This is a genomic window from Streptomyces sp. NPDC127097, from assembly GCF_042724075.1.
In the GTDB taxonomy this organism is placed as follows: Bacteria; Actinomycetota; Actinomycetes; order Streptomycetales; family Streptomycetaceae; genus Streptomyces.
In genome coordinates, this window is sequence record NZ_JBHXFI010000065.1 from 1 (window position 1) to 22,763 (window position 22,763).

Genomic DNA, 22,763 nt, shown 5'->3' on the forward strand with positions numbered 1-22,763 from the left:
CCATTTCTTGGTGTGTTTTTTTGGGGTGGGGTTCGTGTGTCGGCGACGGGGGCGGGTTGGGTGGGGTTTTGGGGTTTGGGGCTCCGGCCTGGCCGGCGCGAACGCCGGCCTGCCGCCCCCCGATTTCCCCATCATGATTCCCCCTCAGGCCGTGCCCGCCCCGCCGTGCGCACAGCCACGTCCTCCTCCGCCACCCGCCCGTATCACCGGGTGCGGTGGGCGGGCACGACTGCCTCGCGGAGCGTGCTCCTCCCCGGGGGACGCGGCCGTCACACGTGGTCGACGGCGGACACATTTCGGGATCGTAGGCGGCGGCGATCACATCCGACAGCCGGGTTTGAGCGAGAGATGCGAGGCAGCCACCCCCGGGATACCGATGGGTAGATGCGCAGCAAAACGGTGCAATGGGCGGAAACCGACGTGGCGATTTCTCGCGACGCGAGAAAGCGGGCGGGAAATTCTCGCGGGAACAGGGGTGGGGCCGTCCGGAGCCCCGCATGGTTGGCGCGAAATGATCGGGTGACCGCGGGCAGTTGGCCGCCGTGCCTACCCTGTGCGGGCACCGCACTGGAGAACCCGAGGGAGAGTCGTGCGCGCGATTGTGATGCGAGAATTCGGCGGCCCGGACGTGCTGCGGCTCGAGGACGTGCCCGAGCCCGCGCCGCGCGGCGGGCACTCGCTGGTCGACGTGGCCCTGGCCGGCATCAACTACGCGGATGTGCACGCCCGGGGGGACTCCTACCTCGCGCCCGTCGAGCTGCCGTACGTACCCGGCAACGAGGTCGTGGGGACGGTCGACGGCGGACGGCGCGTCGTCGGGCTGTGCCGCGGCGGCGGATACGCGGAACGGACGCTGCTGCACCGCCGCGTCACCTGGGACGTCCCCGACGCCATCAGCGACGAACAGGCCGTCGCACTGGCGCTCCAGGGCAACAGCGCCTGGCATCTGCTGTTCACCTCGCTGCGCCTCACCGAGGGCGAGACCGTGGTCGTGCCCGCCGCGGCGGGCGGCGTCGGATCGCTGGCCGTCCAGCTCGCCGCGCGGGCCGGCGCCAAGGTCATCGGTCTCGCCGGCTCCCCGGAAAAGCGCGCACTTGTCGCGGAATTGGGCGCGCACGCGGTGGTCGACTCGACCGCCGAGGACCTGACCGAGCGCATCCTGGACGCGGCCGGCGGCCCCGTGGCGGCGGCGCTGGAGATGACCGGTGGCGTCACCTTCGAGCGGACCCTCGCCGCCGTCGCGCCGCGCGGTCGGCTCGCGGTCTACGGCTTCGCGGGCGGCGAGCTGGCGAGCGTCCCCACCCGGGAGCTGATGGAGCGGAGCCTCACCGTCTCCGGCTTCTGGCTGCCACAGCTCTACGCGGACCGTACGGCGCTGCCGACGTCCATGCGGGCCCTGTTCGACGCGGTCGAAGAAGGCACCCTCACACCGCTGACCGGCGCCGTCTACGGGCTCGGGGAGGCGGCGCGGGCGCACCAGGAGCTGGCCGCCCGCACCCCGACCGGGAAGCTGGCGCTCGACGTCACCCGGTAATACGGGCGGACCGGGGGACCGGATGGGTACCGGTGTGGTGGGAGCACATCCCGGGACCGTCCATCGGGAGCAGCGGGCAAGGGGGGCGGCCCGTACCGCACATGCCGCGCGCCTTCGGGCGCGGATCACTGCCAGGGGAGAGAGCACACGATGGGTCACAGCACCACAGCCACGGGAGCGCCGGCCGTGGCCGCCGCGCCCGCCACCGGCGTGGCGCCGCGTACCGCGGGCCACTCCAAGAAGGCGCGCCAGGCACCCAAGGGCGCGTCGTCCGCGGGCCCCCGGACCTCGGGATCCGGCCATGCCGAGCGGGTCTTCCTCGTGCAGACGGCCTTCGCCGAGCTGGGCGGATGCGCCCACGGGCCCGGTGAGATCGCGGAGTTCACCGGCCTGGACGACTCCGTTGTCTACCGCATCCTTCAGTCCGGCATCTACCAGCGGATCTTCGAGCGGGTGGACCGCGGCCTCTACCGGCTGCGGACCTCGGCCGCACAGCTCGCCTTCACCGCGCTCGACCACCGGATCGACGGCGAGATCTCGCAGACGGTGCTCCGCGAACTGCGGCAGGCCACCGACGGCGGGCTGGCGTTCCTCTACATGGTGGCCCCGTTCTCCGGTGCCCAACGGCAGTGCGTCGACATGGCCGTCGGTGACTCCGACCTCGCGGAGCTGGGCATGACGCCACGCGATGTGCTGTCCGTGACGCGTTCCCTGCGCACCGGCGCCTCCGGGCGGACGATCCTCGCCTACCTGCCGGAGGTGCTCCAGCAGCGGGTGCTGGCCGAGCCCGTACCGGACCAGGCGGGACCCGGTGTCTTCTGCGACAACGCCGCCCTGTTGGACTCCCTCGCGGAGGTACGCGACCTCGGCTACGCGCTCGGGTACGAGGAGTGCATGGCCGGCTGGAACTCCTGCGCGGCGCCGATCATGTGGGACGGCTCCATCATGGGAGCGGTCCTGCTCCTCAAGCTCAAGTCCGTGATGCCGGTGGCCCCCGACCGCGTCATCGAGGCGACGAAGGAGGCGGCGGCCGAACTCAGCCGCTACGGAGCGGCCCGCCCGGCCGCGGAGCAGGGCTGACACACGGCCCCCGGCCGCGGGCCGCCTCATCGGCCGGCCCGCGCCGGGCGGCCGTGCAGAATGGCGGGGTGCGGCTCGAAGCGATCACCTGGGAACGGCTCACCGACGCGCTCGCCGAGCGGCTTGTCGCGATGCGGGCGAAGGACGGGAGCCCGTGGCTGCGGGTGGCCGTCGACGGGGCGCCCGCCGCATCGCCCGGTGAGCTGGCCGGCCGGCTCGCCGAGGCGCTGCGGCTGCGGGGGCGGGCGGTGCACCAGGCCGGCACCTTCGGCTTTCTGCGCCCCGCCTCGCTGCGGCTCGAATACGGCCGGGAGGACCCCGACGCCTACCACGACGAGTGGTTCGACCGGCAGGCGCTGTGGCGCGAGATCTTCCAGCCGCTGGAGCCGGGCGGCACCGGGCGGGTGCTCCCGGACCTGTGGGATCCGGTGGCGGACCGGGCGACCCGCAGCGCGTACGTGGAGCTGCCGCCCGGCGGCGTTCTGCTGTTGCACGGTCCTCTGTTGCTCGGTCACTGGTTTCCCTTCGATCTCTCCGTCCACCTGAAGCTGTCGCCGGCCGCGCTCGCCCGCCGCACCCCGGACGACGAGCGCTGGACCCTGCCCGCCTTCGCGCGCTACGAGGCCGAGACCCGGCCCGAGGAGGCGGCGGATGTCGTCGTACGGGCCGACGATCCCCGCCGGCCGGCCTGGAGCGGACCGGGCTGAGTGCCCACCGCGCCCGAAGTAGCCGTCCCGGCAGGCGCGTTCGTTCCGCCCGGCGAGCTTCTCCCGCTGCAAAAAACCCTACGGCCGACCACTGACAATCGACCGTGCGGACGCCGGGCGCGGACCGCTGACCGGCGTTTGGGGGACGGCGGTTAGCGTGGCCCTGTGACGACTTCATTCCCTGCATCCGACGAGCCCGACGCGCTGCCCGGCAGCCAGGGCCCCACCGCCACCGTGGAGGCCCGGCCGCGCTCGGTCGGCGCCGTGACGATGACCTATGCGCCGGACCCGGACGGCGACCCGGACCCCGGTGAGATCGTGTGGACCTGGGTGCCCTACGAGGAGAACGACGGCCGGGGCAAGGACCGTCCGGTGCTGGTCGTCGCCCGGGAGGCGGGCGGCACCCTGCTGGCCGTGCAGCTGTCCAGCAAGCGCCACAACAACGACCGGGAGTGGGTCCCGATAGGGGCCGGCCCATGGGACCGCGCGGGGCGCGACTCATGGGTCGCGCTGGACCGGGTGCTGCGTGTCCACCCGGCCGGGATGCGGCGTGAGGCATGCGCCCTGGACCGGGGCCGCTTCAACCTGGTCGGCAACCGGCTGCGCGAGCGCTACGGCTGGCGCTGACGGCGCCGGTGGCGGGGCCTCAGGCGGCCGCCAGGGCCAGCAGCTTGGTGACGGTGTTCCAGTTACGGGCGGTGGCAGTGACCCCGAGGGGTGCGCGGCTCACGGCGTCGGCCAGCTTGGAGCGGCCGATGCCACCGGGGCACCACAGATACAGTTCGCGCCCGATCAGCCGGTACTGATCGGGCGTGAACGCGGCCGGGTCGAGCGCGTCGAGCCGGGAGGTGTCGGCCGGCACCGCCGACAGGAACGTGACATGGAGGCTCTTGGGCTCGGGCACGGCCTGCGGAAACGGATTCGCGGCGACGGCGGCGGCCAGCTCGTCACCGGTCCGGACGATCACCGGCACCGTCAGGCCGAGCTCGGCGGCGATCCGGTCATGGAGCACCCGGGCCGTCTCCTCCGGCGGTGTACCGGGGTCGGCGAAGACGATATTGCCGGTCTGGAGCAGGACCGAGACGTCCTCGTAGCCCAGCGACTCGGCCAGCTCCAGCTGCTTCGCCTTGGGGAAGGAGTTGTGGCCGCCGACGTTGATGCCGCGGAGCAGAGCGATCTGACGGGACATGACGCCGCCCTTCAGGAGAGCCGGCCTCGGCGAGGCCGGACGGTGGTCGGGATCAGAAGAGCGGAGCGGGCAGCACACCTTCCAGGGCCAGCAGCAGGCGCTTGGTCTCCAGACCGCCGCCGAAGCCGCCGATCCCGCCGTCACTGGCCACGACGCGGTGGCAGGGGACGACGACCGGCAGCGGATTGGAACCCATCGCCGCACCCACGGCACGGGCGGCGCCCGGTTCCCCGACCCGGTCGGCGAGGTCCTGATAGCCGACGACGCTGCCATAGGGGACGCCGGCGGCCAGGGCATGCAGGACCCGGGCGTTGAAGCCGGAGGACAGCGACCAGTCCAGGGGGACGGTGAAGGACCGCAGCTCCCCGTCGAAGTAGGCGGTCAGCTCGGCCGCGGCCGTCGTCAGATGAGGTATCTCCGCGAGGGGCGGCCCGCCGAAGAACTGCTCCAGACGGGCCAGCGCCCCGCGGACCGTCCGCTCGTCGGCATGGAAGACGACCTGGACCAGGCCCTCCCGGGTCGCGGCGAGCAGCAGCGGGCCGATCGGGGTCGTCAGCCGTCTCCAGGCCCAGTCGCGCCGCGCCGCCGCGTCCGGTGCCGCGTCCGCCGCTGCGTCCGGCGGTGTCGCCGGCCGGGAATCCTGCTCTGCATACGTCACCTGATCAGGGTAGGACGCACCACTGACAACGCGACGGGGAACGGTCGGGCGCCCGTCGCCGGCCCATCCCCCGTCGCCGCCGGCCGCTCAGTCGCGGTCGTGGTCCTCCAGGGCGTCCCGCACCACGTCCGGCTTGTTGGTGATGATCCCGTCGACGCCCAGGCCGGCGACCTTCACCGCGACCGCCGGGTCGTCGACGGTCCAGGTGTACAGGTCCAGCGCCCGGCGGTGCGGGCCGCGCAGACCGTGCACGGCGGCGACGTACTCCCGGGTGACCGCCGTGTGGACGGGGTTGATCTGGTCGCAGTACTTCGCGAACTTCGGGAGGTCGGCGACGGAGGGATTGCCGAGGAAGCCCGTCTTGATGTCCGACCGGAGGGTGTGCACGGTCTTGAGGGCGTCGGCGTTGAAGCTCTGGATGATCAGACGGTGCTTCACGTGCCCCTTGTCCAGCCAGCCCCCGTGGCGCAGCTCCGTGAGGGTCTGGAGCTCGATGCCCGGGTAGAGCTCCGGCGACTTGAGCTCCATCAGGAGGCTCTGGTCGTTGTGCTCGACCTCATCCATGTAGTCCTCGAGGGTCGGCACCCGCTCGCCCCGGAACTTCGGCCCGAACCAGCTGCCCGCGTCCAGCTTCTCGATCTCGTCGAGCGTGAAGTCCGAGACGTTCCACGGCGAGCGCCCGGGGAAGACCTGCTCGACGTTCGTCGTCCGGGCGAGCGAGTTGTCGTGGAGGATGACCAGCTCGCCGTCCTTGGTGCGCTGTACGTCGTTCTCGACCCACTCGATTCCGAGCCGGTCGGCCGCGTCGATCGCGGCGAGGGTGTTCTCGGGCGCGTACGACGAGGCGCCGCGGTGGGCGACCGTCAGCGGTGTGTGTCCGGCCGGCGCGGCCTGGGCGGCGGTCGGGGAGAGGACGAGCGTGGACAGACCCATGAGCGCACCGGCGACAACGGTGGCGACGGGGCGAATACGCATACGGGCTCCTCGTGACGTCGTGGACGTGAGCTGACGTGAAGTGACGTGAACCGGGTCGGACGGACAGAGGCTCGCAGCCGGGCCGTAGCGGGAGGCGGTCGTGTGGTGTCCGGGACCTGAACGAGACGTGGCCGGTGTTCCGTTCTGGAGCGTCGCGCAGTTGCAGGATGCCCGGATCAGCCGTGCCACAGACGTACGCTCCGCCGCCGTCCAACTTGCCGGAGGCGCGGCATCCGCGCATCTTGGCCGATGATGCGTCACCCCTCGTGCTTACGACCGGTTTTGGTCGAACGGTCGCGAGGTGGTCCGGCGCGTCGGTTTCCGGGCGCGGGCGCGACGCGCTCACGGACCTGCCGCCGGCCGGGAACAGGGGGAGCCCCGGGGACGCGGGTGGTACGTCCTGCGCGGCGTCCCGCGTACGCCCCGATCCCGCGGCGTTCCCGGCCGCCCGAGGGGCGCTGCCACCTCCGTCCCCGCGCCGCCGCATCGGCCCGTCCCCGCCCCGCCGCGCCGCGGTGCCCGCCGCCCGCGCTCACCGCCGTCCCGCCGCCCCGCCCGGCCGCTCCACCCTCCGACGCCCGTCGCCGCACGCCCGACGCCGCCGCGGGCCCCGGCCGCCCCCGCGGTAAAGCCGCAGGTCGGAGCATTGGCCACGTCGGTTGTCAGTGCTGGGTCGTACGGTGGATCCCATGCGGCCCGTATCAAAGATCGAACGCACGGTGGCGCCTTTCGAGGTCGTCAGCCCCTACCAGCCCAATGGCGACCAGCCGGCGGCCATCGCCGAGCTGGAGCGGCGCATCCGCGGGGGTGAAAAGGATGTCGTCCTGCTGGGTGCGACCGGCACCGGCAAGTCGGCGACCACCGCGTGGATGATCGAGAAGCTGCAACGCCCGACGCTCGTGATGGCGCCCAACAAGACCCTCGCGGCCCAGCTCGCCAACGAATTCCGCGAACTGCTGCCGAACAACGCCGTCGAGTACTTCGTCTCCTACTACGACTACTACCAGCCCGAGGCGTACGTCCCGCAGTCCGATACGTACATCGAGAAGGACTCCTCCATCAACGAGGAGGTCGAACGGCTGCGCCACTCCGCGACGAATTCGCTGCTCACCCGGCGTGACGTCGTCGTGGTCGCCTCGGTGTCCTGCATCTACGGCCTGGGCACCCCGCAGGAGTACGTCGACCGGATGGTGCCGCTGAAGGTCGGCGACGAGATCGACCGCGACCAGCTGCTGCGCCGCTTCGTCGACATCCAGTACACCCGCAACGACGTGGCCTTCACCCGTGGCACCTTCCGGGTGCGCGGCGACACCATCGAGATCTTCCCGGTCTACGAAGAGCTGGCCGTGCGGATCGAGATGTTCGGCGACGAGATCGAGGCGCTGTCCACCCTGCACCCGCTCACCGGCGAGGTGATCAGCGACGACCAGGAGCTGTACATCTTCCCGGCCAGCCACTACATCGCGGGCCCCGAGCGCATGGAGAAGGCCATCGCGGGGATCGAGGCCGAGCTGGCCGACAGCCTCGCCACGATGGAGAAGCAGGGCAAGCACCTGGAGGCCCAGCGGCTGCGGATGCGCACCACGTACGACATCGAGATGATGCGGCAGATCGGCTCCTGCTCGGGCATCGAGAACTATTCGATGCACATGGACGGCCGTGAACCCGGCTCCGCGCCCAACACCCTCATCGACTACTTCCCGGACGACTTCCTCCTGGTCATCGACGAGTCACATGTCACCGTCCCGCAGATCGGCGCCATGTACGAGGGCGACGCCTCGCGTAAGCGGACCCTGGTCGAGCACGGCTTCCGGCTGCCGTCCGCCCTGGACAACCGGCCGCTGAAGTGGGAAGAGTTCCTGGAGCGCATCGGCCAGACCGTCTATCTGTCCGCGACCCCCGGGAAGTACGAGCTCGCGCGCGGCGACGGTTTCGTCGAGCAGATCATCCGTCCGACCGGGCTGGTCGACCCGGAGGTGGTGGTCAAGCCCACCGACGGGCAGATCGACGACCTGGTGCACGAGATCCGTACGCGCACCGACAAGGACGAGCGCGTCCTGGTCACCACCCTCACCAAGAAGATGGCCGAGGACCTCACGGACTACTTCCTCGAGCTCGGCATCCAGGTCCGCTATCTGCACAGCGACGTGGACACCCTGCGCCGGGTGGAGCTGCTGCGGGAGCTGCGATCGGGTGAGTACGACGTCCTGGTGGGCATCAACCTGCTGCGGGAGGGCCTCGACCTTCCCGAGGTCTCCCTGGTGGCCATTCTGGACGCCGACAAGGAGGGCTTCCTGCGCTCCGGTTCGGCACTCATCCAGACCATCGGACGCGCGGCGCGCAATGTCTCCGGACAGGTGCACATGTACGCCGACAAGGTCACCCCGGCGATGGAGAAGGCCATCGAGGAGACCAACCGCCGCCGGGAGAAGCAGCTGGCGTACAACACGGAGAACGGCATCGACCCGCAGCCGCTCCGTAAGAAGATCGGCGACATCGTCGCCACCCTCGCCCGCGAGGAGATCGACACCCAGGAACTGCTGGGCACCGGCTACCGCAAGGGCGCCGAGGCCAAGGACGCCAAGGGCAAGGCCCCGGTCCCGGCGCTCGGTGCCAAGGGCGCGAAGGGCAAGCGCGGCAAGGCCGGCGTGGAGCTGACGGACCGTCCCGCCGCCGAACTGGCCGCGCTCATCGAGGAGATGACGGAGCGGATGCGCGCCGCCGCGGCGGAGCTCCAGTTCGAGGTCGCAGCCCGGCTGCGTGACGAGGTGGGTGAACTCAAGAAGGAGCTGCGGCAAATGAGGGAGGCCGGGGTGAAGTAAGGGGGCGGAGTGCGCTGCGGGGGAGTCCGGGGACGGCACCCGGCCGGGCCGTCCGGGTGGCGGGCCGCAGCAGCCAGGGGCGGGTATCGCCGCACGTGAGCGCGGTGTGCTCAGCGGACCGGTGTGTTGCAGAAGCGCCACAAAACGCGGGCCTTGTGCGTGCCCTGCCCGCCCCCGTGCGTAGGGTCGAAGGGCCGCCGGAGAGCTGGGCGGGGACAGTACGAGAGAGGGGACGGCGCGTGTCGGTCAATTTGTCCAAGGGACAGGGCATCAGCCTGGAGAAGTCCGACGGAGGAGCCCTGACCGCGGTGCGGATGGGGCTGGGGTGGCGCTCGGCGCCGCGCCGTGGTCTGTTCGGGCGGCGGACCAGCGAGATCGACCTGGATGCCTCGGCGGTGCTGTTCGCCGACAAGAAGCCGATAGACGTCGTCTTCTTCCAGCATCTGGTCAGCGATGACGGCGCGGTCCGGCACACCGGCGACAACCTGGTCGGCGGCGCGGGCCAGGGCGGCGACGACGAGGCGATCCTGGTGGACCTGGCGCGGGTGCCGGTGCACATCGACCAGATCGTCTTCACCGTCAACTCCTTCACCGGCCAGACCTTCGCCGAGGTGCAGGACGCCTTCTGCCGTCTGGTGGACGAGACCACCGGCCAGGAGCTGGCCCGTTACACCCTCACGGGCGGCGGCGACTACACCGCACAGGTCATGTCCAAGGTGCACCGCACGGGCAGCGGCTGGCAGATGACCGCCATCGGTGAGCCCTGCGTCGGCCGCACCTTCCAGGACCTCGTGCCGGCGATCGTGCCGCACCTGTAGTCACCACCGTCGTGGCAGCGCGCACCGGGCCGCGCCGCCGCCGCTCCGGGCCCCGGCCCGGCGTCCGGCCCGGGGAACGCCATCACTACCAGGGGGAACAACGATGACGGCCGAGCTGGTCCGGGGGCAGAACCATCCACTGGACCGGACACGGGTGGAGATCCGGGTGGCGGCGGGCGGTCCCGTCGTGGCCGGGGTGACCCTCGGCGACGAGCAGGGCAGGCTCTCCGGCGTCGACGCGGTGGCCCACCCGGGCGCGCCCCGCCGCACCGGCATCGAGGTTCCCCGCCAGGCGGCCGCCGAGCACCGCATCGCGGTGGATCTCGACGCGCTGCCCGCCGCCGTCCACCGGGTGAGCGTGCTGCTGGCGCTGCCCGGCGGGATCGGCGGGCTGACCGCCTTCGGCGCCGCCGCCGCGCCCGCTGTCACGGTCACCGGCCTCGACGGCACCGGCCTCGTCCGCTACACGATCACCGGCCTGGGCACCGAGTCCGCCGTCGTCGCCGTGGAGCTGTACCGCAGGCAGGACGCCTGGAAGGTGCGCGCCGTGGGCCAGGGCTACGCCGACGGCCTCCCGGCGATGCTGCGCGACCAGGGGCTGCCACAGGCGGCGGAGCTGGCCGCGGAGATCGAGGACGCGGTCGGCCGGGGGCAGGCCCGTGCGGTCCCCGCGCCCGCCCCCCTGACGGCCGGCGGGCCCGAACGGCCCGGCACCGCCCCGGCCGCCGCGCCCGCCCAGGACCGGCCGTCCCCCGCGCCCGCCACGGCAGCTGACGGCCCGACACCCTCCGCAACCGGCGCCGGAGCCGCATCCGGGACGGGCGCCGCATCCGGGACCGGAGTCGCAGCAGGCCCCGGGACCGGCGCAGGCGCGAAGTCCCCCGCCGGCTCCAAGGCCGGAGACCTGCCTGCCGCCCCGGCGGACGGCGGCCCCATCGACTACCGGCACCCCCGCCGGCGCGGCACCCCCGCCCCGGCCGCCCCCGCCCCGTCTTCCCCGCGCCCGGCCGGCCCGCCCCCTTCGGCCACGGGCCCCACCGCACCGGACGGTTCCCCGCTGCCGGTGGCCGGTGACGCCGCCGGCTGGAGCATGGACGAGCGGCTCTACAACCAGGTCTGGGGCATGTTCGAGGACCTGGCGCGCTCGGTCGCCGCCTACCGCAGCGCCGCCGACTTCGCCGAGACCCGTCTGGAGCAGGAGCTCGACCGGGCCCTCGCCGACCCGCGCAACCGCCTCGGCACGGCGGGCGACGCCGCGCGCGCCACCGCCCGCGACAAACACGCCACCCTCGTCACCCAGGCCCGCGCCGCCCTCGACCGCGACCTCGCACAGCTGACGGCCGAGTCGGAGGTCGTGGAGCCCGCGCTGCCGCCCGCCTTCGCCCGTTGGGACAACCCCGTATGGCAGGGCTACCACGCCCCGCTGGAGCGCCCGATGGCGCTGCGCCTGGGCGATCTGCACCTCCCGGAAGTCCTGGACCTGCGCATCCCCATGCTGGTGCGGCTGCCGCTGGAGCGCGGACTGTGGATCGACAGCGGGCCCGACAGCCATGGCCGCCTCGGCCCCGAGCGTGACATCGGCCGGCGGGAGCTGCCCGGCGCGCTCACGGACGGGGCGCCCGACGAGGCCGAGCTGCGCCGCCTGGCCATGGAGGCGGCCGTCGCGATCGCCGCCCGGCTGCTCGCCATCCACCCCGCCGGTGAGTTCGCGGTCCAGGTGATCGACCCGGCCGGGGCCGCCGCGCCCGCGCTGGCGCCGCTGGTGGAGAGCGGTGCCCTGCCCGCCTACCCCCTGCCCGGCGCCAAGGGCGTGACGGCGGTCCTGGAGGAGCTGACCCGGCGGGTGGAACTCGTCCAGATGGCCGTGCGCCATCGCGCCGCGGACGCGCTGCCGGCGGATCTCGACACCGCCGAGCAGCTGCTGATCGTCCATGACTTCCCGCACGGCTTCGATGACCGCGCCCTCACCCGGCTCCGCTATCTGGCCGACGAGGGGCCGGCGGTCGGGGTGCATCTGATGCTGGTCGCCGACCGTGCCCAGAGCCGGGAGTACGGCCCGGTCCTGGACCCGCTGTGGCGCTCCCTGCTGCGCCTCACTCCGGTGCCCGATGCGCACCTCGCCGACCCCTGGGTCGGCCATGCCTGGACGTACGAGCCGCCGCTCGCCCCGTCGGGCAGTCAGGTGGTGCGTCAGGTGCTGGGCCGGCTCGCGGCAGCCCGCCGAGCCTCCTGACCAGCTATTTTACCTTTTCCTTTACTATTCCTTGGGCTTCCTTTACGCTTCTTTGTGCGGAGGGGAGTATTCCCACCACGACGTACCCGTCATCACGGATTGCGAGTGTGACGAGATCCCGGGGCGTCGGTCCCGTCCCCCATCGGGCGGACGGGGCGGAAGAGACCTCCGGCAGCGACGACGCTGTGAGTGCCGTACGACTCTGCCGGAGGAGCAGTGGACGTTTCCCTGAACCTGTGGGTGCTGACCATCCTCGGTCTCTGCGCCCTGATCGCCGCCGACTTCTTCATCGGCGGCCGCAAACCACACGAGGTCTCCCTCAAGGAGGCCGGAATCTGGACCGGTGTCTGGATCGCCCTCGCCGCGCTGTTCGGCGTCGGGCTGCTGCTGTTCGGCGGCACCGCACCGGCCGGTGAGTTCTTCGCCGGATTCATCACCGAGAAGTCCCTGAGCGTCGACAACCTCTTCGTCTTCGTGCTGATCATGGCGAAGTTCGCGGTCCCGGCGATCTACCAGCAGCGGGTGCTGATGGTGGGTGTGCTGATCGCGCTGGTGCTGCGGGCCGGCTTCATCGGCGCGGGCGCCGCGATCATCGCCAACTTCTCCTGGATCTTCTACCTCTTCGGCGCGTTCCTCATCTGGACCGCGTGGAAGCTCATCAAGGAGGCGCGCGCCGAGGAGGAGGACGAGGAGTTCGAGGAGAACCGCTTCCTGAAGATGGTCGAAAAGCGCTTCCCGTCGACCGACACGTACCACGGCACCAAGCTGTTCATCGTCGAGAACGGCAAGCGGCTGATGACGCCGATGCTGATCGTCATGCTGGCGATCGGTACCACCGACGTCCTCTTCGCCCTGGACTCCATCCCGGCGATCTTCGGCCTCACCCAGGACCCGTACATCGTCTTCACCGCCAACGCCTTCGCCCTGATGGGTCTGCGGCAGCTGTACTTCCTGATCGGCGGACTGCTCAAGAAGCTGGTCCACCTCTCGTACGGCCTGTCGGTCATCCTGGGCTTCATCGGCGTGAAGCTGGTGCTGCACGCCCTGCACGAGTCCGGCGTACCGGTCCCGGAGATCAGCATTCCGGTCTCGCTGGGCGTCATCTGCGCGGTCCTGATCGTCACGACCCTCACCAGCCTGCGCGCCTCGAAGAAGCAGGCCGCGGCCGAGGCCACGGCCAAGGAGCGCATAGACGCCTGAGGCCGGTATCAGGCCCCGGAAGCGTCGACGGCGCCCGGTTCCCGCTCCCTCCAGGGGCGGGGGCCGGGCGCCGCTGCTGTGCGGGGAGCCGGGGCTGCCGTCCGGCGTGCTACCAGCCGCGCTTGCGCCACTCCGCGAGCTGCGGACGCTCCGCGCCGAGCGTGGTGTCGTTGCCGTGGCCCGGATACACCCAGGTCTCGTCGGGCAGTTCGCCGAAGAGCTTGTGTTCCACGTCGTCGATGAGGCGGGCGAAGTTCTCGGCGCTGCCGAAGGTGTTGCCGACGCCGCCGGGGAACAGACAGTCCCCGGTGAACAGATGCGGGGCGCCGTGCGGGTCGTCGTAGACCAGCGCGATGCTGCCCGGGGTGTGCCCGACCAGGTGGCGCGCGGTCAGTTCGACCCGGCCGACGGTGAGGGTGTCGCCGTCCTCGACCGGCACGTCCGTGGGGACGGGGATGCCCTCGGCGTCGTACCGCCCCGCGTAGGTCCGCGCGCCCGTCGCATCGACGACCTCCCGCAGCGCGCCCCAGTGGTCACCGTGCCGGTGGGTGGTGACCACGGAGGCGATACCGCTGTCGCCGATCAGCGAGAGGAGGGTGTGCGGCTCGGCGGCCGCGTCGATCAGCAGCTGCTCATCGGTCGCCCGGCACCGCAGCACATAGGCGTTGTTGTTCATCGGACCGACCGCGACCTTGGAAATCATCAGGTCGGTCAGCTCGTGCACGTCGGCCGGTCCGCCGACCTTCACTGCTCCGCTGTAGCCCATGGCACCACTCTAGAGCGGCGGTACGGCAGGCAGTACGCAGCCGTGGCTGTCCAGTTCGCCGCTGTCGCCGCGGCCGGTGAGCCAGCCGACCAGTGCGGTCGCGGAGCCCGTCACCACCAGGGGTGCGGCCGCGGCGTCCGGTCCGGTGGCCGGGCCGCCGGTGCGCCACCGGCGGCCGTCGTCGGCGCGCAGCTCCAGCGGGGGCAGGTCCGGGTGCCCGGCGAATTTGATCGCGGACAGGAACTCCAGCTCACGGTCGACGAACGCGGGGGACAGCTGGTCGAGGGTGTGGCCGACGCCGAGGTCGACATGGTGCAGTTCGAGCTCGGCCAGCCGGCGCAGCGGCAGCCGGTCGGCCCGCTCGACGACACCGTTGCGCATCTCGACCTCGAACGCCCGGCGGGACTCCGGCAGCGCCTCCATCGCCGCGTCGAAGCGGGCGGCGGTCTCCCGGAGATCCTCCAGCTGCGCCGCCAGCGGACGGTCGGCGCCCTGCTCGATATCGCGCTCGCGGGCCTCGGCACTGGCGTACATCGGTGTCCGCACGTCCGTACGCGCCCAGGTGAGGAGATTGCCCAGCGCGTCCGCGTTGCGCGCCAGATGGGCGAGGACATGGCCGCGGGTCCAGCCAGGGAGCAGCGACGGTTCGCCGATCGCCGCGTCGTCGAGCTTGCTCACCGAGACCAGGAGCCGGTCGGTGGCCTCGCGGACGGCTGCCACATCGTGCGGGAAGTCAGGCGGGGTGAGGGTCATGGTGCGACGCTAGCGCCGTCCGGGCGGGTGCGGGAGTCGGCCGGCGCCGGTCGGGGCGTACGCGGGCGGGGCGGGCGGCGCGTATCAGCCGGCCGGTCCGGCCGGTCCGCGCCACCCGCCGCGCCGGTCAGGCCGCCGCGCCCTCCGGCGTGCCGAACCAGCTCCGGAGCGCCGCGGCCAGCTCGTCTCCAGTACCCGGGGCACCCGAGTCCGCCGCCCAGGCGGTGCAGCCGTCCGGCCGCACCAGCAGTCCGGCCAGGCCGGGCCGCCCGGGGCAGCCCGCGGTATGCACCCGCACCCGGTCGCCGTAGCCCGCGGCGGGTGCGCGCACCCGGGCGTCATCGGCGAGGTCGAGCAACAGCCCGCGCCCGTCGTGCAGATGGTCGGCGAGCCGGGTGCCGTCGGAGAGTTCCAGGTCCGGTGCGCTGCGGCCGGTCAGCGGGTGGTCGCCGGGCAGGTCGTAGCGCTGCTGGACGCCGGAGATCTTCTTGGCGAAGAAGGTGGTGGCGGTGACGGTCCCGGTCAGTTCCGCGAGCACCCCGCGCAGCGCCCGCGCGTGCGACTCCGGCCGCATCAGGGCGACTTGGGCCCGGGTCCACTCCAGTACCCACGCGCCCAGGGGGTGCCGCTCGGCGGTGTACGTGTCGAGCAGCCCCTCCGGTGCCCGGCCGCGTACCGTGGCGGCCAGTTTCCAGCCGAGGTTCATCGCGTCCCCGATACCGAGGTTCAGTCCCTGGCCGCCGAACGGCGAGTGCACATGGGCCGCGTCACCGGCCAGTAGTACCCGTCCGGAGCGGTAGTCGGGCACCTGGCGCGCGTTGTCCGTGAACCGGGTCGCCGAGAGCACCTTGTGGATCCTGACGCCCGGCACCCCGGACACCCTGCGCAGGGACTCCTCCAACTCCTCGGCGGTGACGGGGGCTTCGCGGTCCGCGGGCGGCCCGTCGAATTCCACGGTGAGGATCCGGCCGGGCATCGGCCCGTGCACATACGTCCCGGTCTCCGTGCAGTTCCAGCCCGCCCCCAGCCCTTCGGCGCCGGTCATCTCCACCAGGGCCTGACGGCCGGTGATCTCGGGGGCGGTGCCGGGGAACGGGAAGCCGGCGAGCCGGCGGACCGTACTGCGGCCGCCGTCGCAGCCGACCAGCCAGCCGGCGCGGAGCGACCCGTCCGAGGTGTGTACGTGCACGCCGTCGTCACCGGCGTCGAAGCCGGTCAGGGTCACCCCGCGGCGCAGGTCGACGCCCAGTTCGGCGGCGCGGGCGGCGAGGAGCCGTTCCAGGGCCTCCTGCGGTACGAGGCCGACCTCGCCGGCCGGCCCGTGGCCGTCGAAGTCCGGGTCGGACTCGTCCAGCAGATCGCCGCGCAGCATGATGCCCGCGAAATGCCCGGCGAACTTCGGCGGCCGCCGCACCGATGAGGCCCCGGCGGCCTGCCGCTGCCGCAGGAACGAGCTGAACTTCTCGAAGGCCGCGCGCTGCGCCTCCACCAGGCCGGGCAGCATCCCGCGCCGGTAAAACGCCTCCGAACTGGGGGAGTTGATCGCCCCCGCCTTGATCGTCGTGTCCACTTCGGTCAGCCGCTCCAGGACGACGACCGGTATCTCTGCCAGTGCGAGTTCGCAGGCGAGCATCAGCCCCACCGGGCCGCCCCCCGCCACCACTACGTCTGCGTCATGCGTCATAGAAATAAGTGTAGTCACTAAAATTTTATGCCGACTCAAAGATGGCTAAAATTCCAGCCATGGTGGATGAGGAACGGCGCGGTGGTGAGCGGTCGGCGGACGGCGAGCAGCCGGCGGGCCGGCAGCCGGCGACCGGTTTCGGGGTGGACGAGGGGCGGCTGACCCTCCGCGAGCGCAAGAAGCTGCGCACCCGGCAGCGGATCTCCGGAGAGGCCACCCTGCTATTCATCCGGCGCGGCTTCGACAACGTCACGGTCGCCGAGGTGGCCCGCGCCGCCGAGGTGTCGGCGATGACGGTCTTCAATTACTTCCCGCGCAAGGAGGACCTCTTCCTCGACCGGATCCCGGAGGCCCGGGAGCTGATCGTCCGCGCCGTCCGGGAGCGCGGCGCGGGGGAGTCGCCCCTGGCCGCGCTGCGCCGGCTGGTGCTGGCCCTGCTGGCGGAGCGGCATCCGCTGGGCGGGGTGGGGGAGGGGTTCGAGCACTTCTGGCGCACGGTGCTGGACTCCCCGGCGCTGCGGGCGCGGGGGCGGGAGGCGGTCGAGGAGTTGGAAGGCGTGCTCGCCGGGCTGCTCGCCGAGGTCGCGGGGGGCGACGCGGAGCGGATCGGTCATGAGGCCCGGCTGGCCGCGGCGCTGACCGTCGCGGCGATCCGGGTGGCGTACGTCGACGCCGCGGCCCGGCAGCTCGGGGGTGACCCGGTGGACGAGGTGGCCGTTGCGCAGGCGGAGGTGCTGCGGCGCACGTTCGATGCGCTGGAGCGGGCGCTGCCCGGCTTCGCTTGACGGGTACGTTTCCGCAGCGTATGGGCGTGCGGCGGGGCGGGAAGATTGTGCGGCCGCCACACGTTCGGGTGAAGAGGACTTGCGAGTCCGGTAAATCGAATGCGCGTGCTATAAGCTCGTGTGTGGCATCCCAAAGACAGTGCCGCGGCGGGCCCCCTACCCTGGGGCGGGGCTCCGCTCGCTCCGCCGCCCCTGCTCACTCCGAGCGGCGGACGCAGAGCCGCGGCCCCCGCCCCCCTCAAGAAAGGTGCCGACCGGCGTGGCCGACCGTCTCATCGTCCGTGGCGCTCGCGAGCACAACCTCAAGAACGTCTCGCTCGACCTCCCCCGCGACTCCCTCATCGTCTTCACGGGGCTCTCCGGGTCGGGCAAGTCCTCGCTCGCCTTCGACACGATCTTCGCCGAGGGGCAGCGGCGCTATGTCGAGTCGCTCTCCTCCTATGCCCGGCAGTTCCTCGGGCAGATGGACAAGCCCGATGTGGACTTCATCGAGGGCCTGTCCCCCGCGGTGTCGATCGACCAGAAGTCGACCTCGCGCAACCCGCGCTCGACGGTCGGCACGATCACCGAGGTCTACGACTACCTCCGCCTGCTCTTCGCCCGCGTCGGCAAGCCGCACTGTCCCGAGTGCGGACGGCCGATCGCCCGGCAGTCGCCGCAGGCCATCGTCGACAAGGTGCTCGAGCTTCCCGAGGGCAGCCGCTTCCAGGTGCTCTCCCCGCTGGTGCGCGAGCGCAAGGGCGAGTTCGTCGATCTCTTCTCCGACCTCCAGACCAAGGGCTACAGCCGGGCGCGGGTGGACGGGGAGACGATCCATCTCGCCGAGCCGCCAAAGCTGAAGAAGCAGGAGAAGCACACCATCGAGGTGGTCGTCGACCGCCTCACGGTCAAGGAGACCGCCAAGCGGCGGCTGACCGACTCCGTCGAGACCGCCCTCGGGCTCTCCGGAGGCATGGTCATCCTCGACTTCGTCGACCTGGAGCCGGACGACCCGCAGCGCGAGCGGATGTATTCGGAGCATCTGTACTGCGCCTACGACGACCTCTCCTTCGAGGAGCTGGAGCCGCGCTCCTTCTCCTTCAACTCCCCCTTCGGCGCCTGCCCGGACTGCACGGGTATCGGTACGCGCATGGAGGTCGACCCCGAGCTGATCGTCCCCGACGAGGACCGCTCCCTCGACGAGGGCGCGATCCACCCCTGGTCGCACGGGCACACCAAGGAGTACTTCGGCCGCCTGGTCGGCGCGCTGGCGGACGCCCTCGGATTCCGTACGGACATCCCGTGGGCCGGGCTGCCGGCCCGCGCCAAGAAGGCCCTGCTCCAGGGCCACAAGACCCAGATCGAGGTGCGCTACCGCAATCGGTACGGCCGCGAGCGGGCCTACACCACCCCCTTCGAGGGCGCCGTGCCGTTCGTCAAGCGGCGGCACTCCGAGGCGGAGAGCGACAGCAGCCGGGAGCGCTTCGAGGGCTATATGCGCGAGGTGCCCTGCCCGACCTGTGAGGGCACCCGGCTCAAGCCGATCGTGCTCGCCGTCACGGTCCAGCAGAAGTCGATCGCCGATGTCGCGGCCATGTCGATCAGCGACTGCGCCGACTTCCTGCGGGAGATGAAGCTCACCGCGCGCGAGAAGAAGATCGCCGAGCGGGTCCTCAAGGAGGTCAACGAGCGGCTGAAGTTCCTGGTCGACGTCGGCCTGGACTACCTCTCGCTGAACCGCGCGGCCGGCACCCTCTCCGGTGGTGAGGCCCAGCGCATCCGCCTCGCCACCCAGATCGGCTCCGGCTTGGTGGGCGTGCTCTACGTCCTCGACGAACCCTCGATCGGCCTGCACCAGCGCGACAACCACCGGCTGATCGAGACCCTGGTGCGGCTGCGCGACATGGGCAACACCTTGATCGTCGTGGAGCACGACGAGGACACCATCAAGGTCGCCGACTGGGTCGTGGACATCGGCCCGGGCGCCGGTGAGCACGGCGGCAAGGTCGTGCACAGCGGCCCGATGAAGGAGCTGCTGGCCAACAAGGACTCGGTCACCGGTCAGTATCTGTGCGGCAAGAAGGCCATCGCGACACCGGACATCCGGCGGCCCGCCGACCCGGTGCGGCAGCTGACGGTGCACGGCGCGAAGGAGAACAACCTCCGCGACATCGACGTCTCCTTCCCGCTCGGGGTGTTCTCCGCGGTCACCGGAGTCTCCGGCTCCGGCAAGTCGACGCTGGTCAACGACATCCTCTACACCCACCTCGCGCGCGAGCTGAACGGCGCCAAGTCGGTGCCGGGCCGGCACACCCGGGTCGCCGGGGACGATCTGGTGGACAAGGTCGTGCATGTCGACCAGTCGCCGATCGGCCGCACTCCCCGCTCCAACCCGGCCACCTACACCGGCGTCTTCGATCATGTCCGCAAGCTCTTCGCGGAGACGATGGAGGCCAAGGTCCGCGGCTATCTGCCGGGCCGCTTCTCCTTCAACGTCAAGGGCGGCCGCTGCGAGAACTGCTCCGGCGACGGCACCATCAAGATCGAGATGAACTTCCTGCCGGATGTGTATGTGCCGTGCGAGGTCTGCCACGGGGCGCGCTACAACCGCGAGACGCTGGAGGTCCATTACAAGGGCAAGTCCATCGCCGAGGTGCTGGACATGCCCATCGAGGAGGCCCTGAGCTTCTTCGAGGCGGTGCCGACCATCGCCCGGCATCTCAAGACGCTCAACGAGGTCGGCCTCGGCTATGTCCGGCTCGGGCAGTCCGCGCCGACGCTCTCCGGCGGTGAGGCGCAGCGCGTCAAGCTGGCCAGCGAGCTCCAGAAGCGCTCGACGGGCAGCACGGTCTATGTCCTCGACGAGCCGACCACCGGTCTGCACTTCGACGACATCAGCAAGCTGATCAATGTGCTGTCCGGCCTGGTCGACAAGGGCAACACGGTGATCGTCATCGAGCACAACCTCGATGTGATCAAGACGGCCGACTGGGTCATCGACATGGGTCCCGAGGGCGGCAACGGCGGCGGTCTGGTCGTCGCCGAAGGCACCCCGGAGGACATCGCGTCCATCCCGGCCAGCCACACCGGCAAGTTCCTGCGGGAGATCCTCGGCGACCGCGTCAGCGATGCCGCGCCGGTGAAGGCGTCCGCCAAGAAGCCGGTGGCCAGGAAGGCCGCGGCGAAGAAGACCGCGGCGAAGAAGACCGCGGCCAAGAAGACCACGGCGCGGGCCCGCCGGACCTCCTGACACCCACGGGCCGTGCCCGCCGGGCCGTCACCGCTCTCCGTACGACGGGGGCGGTGGCGGCCCGTCGTGCTGACGGGCGCCATGCCGCCGGGCCCCCTCCGGGCCATGCCGCCGGGCCCCTCCGGGCCATGCCGCCAGGCCCCCTCCGGGCCACCCCGCCGGCCCCTCCGGGCCATGCCGCTCCCGCTCCGGCTACGCCGCTCCCGCTCCGACTACGCCGCTCCCGCTCCCGCTACGCATCCACCTCCGCGGCGAACGGCGGTTCCGCGCCCGCCCGCGAGCAGGTGACGGCGGCCGCGCGGGCGGCGAAGCGCAGGATGTCGTGCCAGTCCTCGGTGCCGAGCGCGGCGACGGCGGCACGGGAGAGGGCGTCGTGGGCGTCCAGCCGGTGCAGCAGCGCGGCGTTGACCGTGTCGCCGGCGCCGATGGTGTCGACGACGGTGACCCGCTCGCCGGGCACCGTCAGCTCGCCGCCGCCCGGCGTCAGCACCGTCAGACCGTCCCCGCCATGGGTGAGCACGATCGCCGCGGGCCCCGCCGCCAGCCACTCCTTCGCCGCCGTGCGGACCGCGTCCCGGCCCCCGGCGCCCGGCCCCTCGCCGGATCCCGCCAGCCACAGCGCGTCCTCCTCGGAGAGCTTCAGCAGGGCGACGTCGGGGAGCCAGGAGCGGAAGCGGGCCCGGTAGGCGTCCGGGCCGGGGATCAGACCGGGCCGGATGTTGGGGTCGAGCGCCGTGAAGACCCCGCGCCCGGCCTCCCGGCGCAGCAGGGACTCATAGGCGCTCGCGCCCGGCTCCAGGACCAGCGAGCAGGTGCCCAGGGAGAGCGCCCGGACCGCGGCGGGCAGCGCCGGGGGCAGGGCGAAGAGCCGGTCGGCGGTGCCGTCGGCATAGAAGCCGTAGCCGGCCGACCCGTCCGGGCTGATGTCCGCCACGGCGAGGGTGGTCGGCTCATCGCCGCGCTGCACCAGCGAGGTGTCCACGCCCCCGGCGCGCAGCCCGCCCACCAGCGCCTCACCGAACGCGTCGGTCGAGATCCGGGAACAGAACGCGGTGGGCGAGCCCAGCCGCCCCAGCGCGACCGCGGTGTTGTACGGGCCGCCGCCGCGCCGCGGCAGCAACGCCGGCAACGGGCCGCCCGGGGTGGGGGAGCCCCCGTCGGGGGAGGGCGGGGGAGCGGGCTGCGGGCTGGGGACGAGGTCGATCAGTGCCTCGCCGGCGACGACGATCACGGGGTGCGGTTCCTTTCCTGGGCGGCCTGGGGTGCGGCCGGGCGGCCGGCCGGTGCGGTGTCGGCGCAGCCGCACGACGTACGGTGCACAAAGGTGCAGGGGAGGCGGAGGGTGCGCGGGGGCCGGTCCGGTTCCGCCAGGCGGTCCAGCAGGAGCCGGACCGCCGCCGCCCCGATATCCCTGCTGGGCTGGGCGATCGCGGTCAGCCGGGGCGTGAACAGCTCCGCCCACGAGAAGTCGTCGAAGCAGGCCAGCGTGGTGTCGCGGGGCACCTCCCGGCCCAGCTCGCGCAGCGCCCGCAGCGCGCCGATGGTCATCGCGTTGTTGGCGGTGATCAGCGCGGTGGGCGGTTCCGCCGCGGCGAGCAGCTGCCGGGTGGCGGTCTGGGCGCCCGCCGCCTCGGAGTTGCCGCCGGCGAGGAGTGCGGGCACGAACGGCAGCCCGCGGGCGGCGAGCCCCTCGCGGTAGCCCTCGACCCGCTCGGTCGTGGTGCTCAGCCCGGGGAGGCCGGCCACCAGACCGATCCGGGTGTGCCCCAAGTCGGCGAGATGCTCGACCAGTTGACGCACCGGGCCGGTGTTCTCGGCGCACACCTGGTCGTGTGCGTCGCCGACCAGCCGGTCCAGGAAGACCGCCGGCACCGCGCGCCGGGCCAGATACTCCACCATCTCCGCGGGCTCCGCGGACGGCGCGACGATCACACCGTCCACCCGTCGCTCGTGCAGCAGCTGGACGACCGTGCGCTCATGCCGGGGATCGTCGTGCGGATCGGCGATCAGCAGGCTGTAGCCGGCCGCCAGGGCGCCGGCCTCGACGCCCTGGAGGATCTCGGTGAAGTACGGATTGCTGATCGCGGAGACCGCGAGGCCGATCGAGCGGGTGCGGGAGGTGACCAGGGAGCGGGCCAGGGTGTTGTGGGTGTAGCCGAGCTCGTCGATGGCGCCGAGCACCGCGGTGCGAGTGGTGGGGCGCACCGGCCGGGTCCCGTTCAGCACATGCGAGACCGTGGCGACCGAGACCCCGGCCCGCCGCGCCACATCCGCCATCGTCGTCATCCGCTCTTCCTCCCGACCGCGTGTGCGGCACCACGGCGGCGCCC

General features: G+C 72.0%; 18 protein-coding genes. 10 read left to right on the forward strand and 8 right to left on the reverse strand.

Translation table 11 applies throughout. The features are described 5' to 3' along the window. The first annotated feature begins 589 nt into the window (after positions 1-589). The 4 genes from ACFWJW_RS32525 (at position 590) to ACFWJW_RS32540 (ending at position 3,948) form a co-directional block, all read left to right on the forward strand. Entirely contained in the window at positions 590-1,534 is a 945-nt protein-coding gene (locus tag ACFWJW_RS32525) for a zinc-binding alcohol dehydrogenase family protein (RefSeq protein WP_387247889.1), read from the forward strand. A 150-nt stretch (positions 1,535-1,684) separates the two neighbouring features. Next, complete coding sequence (locus ACFWJW_RS32530; RefSeq protein WP_387247891.1) at positions 1,685-2,614, forward strand: IclR family transcriptional regulator C-terminal domain-containing protein; 930 nt, start codon at positions 1,685-1,687, stop codon at positions 2,612-2,614. Between the two features lie 68 nt (positions 2,615-2,682). Beyond that, a complete protein-coding gene (locus ACFWJW_RS32535) occupies positions 2,683-3,321 on the forward strand; it encodes a uridine kinase (protein WP_387247893.1) in 639 nt (212 codons plus the stop codon). 165 nt (positions 3,322-3,486) lie between these two features. Further along, on the forward strand, positions 3,487-3,948 hold the full coding sequence (locus tag ACFWJW_RS32540) for a type II toxin-antitoxin system PemK/MazF family toxin (protein ID WP_387247895.1): 462 nt from the start codon (positions 3,487-3,489) through the stop codon (positions 3,946-3,948). Positions 3,949-3,967: 19 nt separating this feature from the next. On the opposite strand, the gene ACFWJW_RS32545 is transcribed toward ACFWJW_RS32540, so the two are convergent. The 3 genes from ACFWJW_RS32545 to ACFWJW_RS32555 form a co-directional block, all read right to left on the reverse strand. Beyond that, positions 3,968-4,510 carry a DUF1697 domain-containing protein gene (locus tag ACFWJW_RS32545; RefSeq protein ID WP_387247897.1) on the reverse strand — a complete coding sequence of 181 codons (543 nt, stop codon included), beginning with the start codon at positions 4,508-4,510 and terminating at the stop codon, positions 3,968-3,970. A gap of 52 nt (positions 4,511-4,562) precedes the next feature. Next, positions 4,563-5,168, reverse strand: coding sequence for a methylated-DNA--[protein]-cysteine S-methyltransferase (locus ACFWJW_RS32550; RefSeq protein ID WP_387247899.1), 606 nt, complete (start codon positions 5,166-5,168; stop codon positions 4,563-4,565). 87 nt (positions 5,169-5,255) lie between these two features. Continuing rightward, positions 5,256-6,143 (reverse strand): glycerophosphodiester phosphodiesterase, encoded by an 888-nt coding sequence (locus ACFWJW_RS32555; RefSeq protein WP_387247901.1) that lies wholly within the window; start codon positions 6,141-6,143, stop codon positions 5,256-5,258. A 689-nt stretch (positions 6,144-6,832) separates the two neighbouring features. Here ACFWJW_RS32555 and uvrB point away from each other — a divergent pair. The 4 genes from uvrB to ACFWJW_RS32575 all read left to right on the forward strand — a co-directional run bounded on the left by uvrB (position 6,833) and on the right by ACFWJW_RS32575 (position 13,216). After that, on the forward strand, positions 6,833-8,965 hold the full coding sequence (gene uvrB, locus ACFWJW_RS32560) for an excinuclease ABC subunit UvrB (protein ID WP_387247903.1): 2,133 nt from the start codon (positions 6,833-6,835) through the stop codon (positions 8,963-8,965). Positions 8,966-9,204: 239 nt separating this feature from the next. Further along, positions 9,205-9,783: a TerD family protein gene (locus ACFWJW_RS32565; protein ID WP_387247905.1), complete on the forward strand. Its 579-nt coding sequence runs from the start codon at positions 9,205-9,207 to the stop codon at positions 9,781-9,783. Between the two features lie 103 nt (positions 9,784-9,886). Continuing rightward, positions 9,887-12,016 (forward strand): TerD family protein, encoded by a 2,130-nt coding sequence (locus ACFWJW_RS32570; protein WP_387247907.1) that lies wholly within the window; start codon positions 9,887-9,889, stop codon positions 12,014-12,016. A gap of 216 nt (positions 12,017-12,232) precedes the next feature. Beyond that, the gene (locus ACFWJW_RS32575; RefSeq protein WP_387247909.1) at positions 12,233-13,216 is read left to right on the forward strand and encodes a TerC family protein; all 984 of its coding nucleotides are present in this window, start codon (positions 12,233-12,235) and stop codon (positions 13,214-13,216) included. A gap of 109 nt (positions 13,217-13,325) precedes the next feature. Here the strand turns inward: ACFWJW_RS32575 and ACFWJW_RS32580 are convergent, their stop codons facing one another. From ACFWJW_RS32580 to ACFWJW_RS32590, 3 genes are all read right to left on the reverse strand, one after another. Further along, the gene (locus tag ACFWJW_RS32580) at positions 13,326-13,982 is read right to left on the reverse strand and encodes an MBL fold metallo-hydrolase (protein WP_387247910.1); all 657 of its coding nucleotides are present in this window, start codon (positions 13,980-13,982) and stop codon (positions 13,326-13,328) included. A 9-nt stretch (positions 13,983-13,991) separates the two neighbouring features. Beyond that, on the reverse strand, positions 13,992-14,735 hold the full coding sequence (locus tag ACFWJW_RS32585; RefSeq protein ID WP_387247912.1) for a maleylpyruvate isomerase family mycothiol-dependent enzyme: 744 nt from the start codon (positions 14,733-14,735) through the stop codon (positions 13,992-13,994). A 127-nt stretch (positions 14,736-14,862) separates the two neighbouring features. Beyond that, positions 14,863-16,419 (reverse strand): FAD-dependent oxidoreductase, encoded by a 1,557-nt coding sequence (locus ACFWJW_RS32590; protein WP_387247914.1) that lies wholly within the window; start codon positions 16,417-16,419, stop codon positions 14,863-14,865. 59 nt (positions 16,420-16,478) lie between these two features. Here ACFWJW_RS32590 and ACFWJW_RS32595 point away from each other — a divergent pair, with 59 nt between their 5' ends. Together ACFWJW_RS32595 and uvrA are read left to right on the forward strand one after the other, a co-directional pair. Then, positions 16,479-17,204 (forward strand): TetR/AcrR family transcriptional regulator, encoded by a 726-nt coding sequence (locus ACFWJW_RS32595; protein WP_387247916.1) that lies wholly within the window; start codon positions 16,479-16,481, stop codon positions 17,202-17,204. A gap of 259 nt (positions 17,205-17,463) precedes the next feature. Next, a complete protein-coding gene (uvrA, locus tag ACFWJW_RS32600; RefSeq protein WP_387247918.1) occupies positions 17,464-20,433 on the forward strand; it encodes an excinuclease ABC subunit UvrA in 2,970 nt (989 codons plus the stop codon). Between the two features lie 232 nt (positions 20,434-20,665). Here the strand turns inward: uvrA and ACFWJW_RS32605 are convergent, their stop codons facing one another. Both ACFWJW_RS32605 and ACFWJW_RS32610 read right to left on the reverse strand, forming a co-directional pair. Next, complete coding sequence (locus tag ACFWJW_RS32605) at positions 20,666-21,664, reverse strand: carbohydrate kinase (RefSeq protein ID WP_387247920.1); 999 nt, start codon at positions 21,662-21,664, stop codon at positions 20,666-20,668. Next, complete coding sequence (locus ACFWJW_RS32610) at positions 21,661-22,719, reverse strand: LacI family DNA-binding transcriptional regulator (protein ID WP_387247922.1); 1,059 nt, start codon at positions 22,717-22,719, stop codon at positions 21,661-21,663. The genes ACFWJW_RS32605 and ACFWJW_RS32610 overlap by 4 nt, the downstream gene beginning before the upstream one ends. Positions 22,720-22,763: the final 44 nt, after the last annotated feature.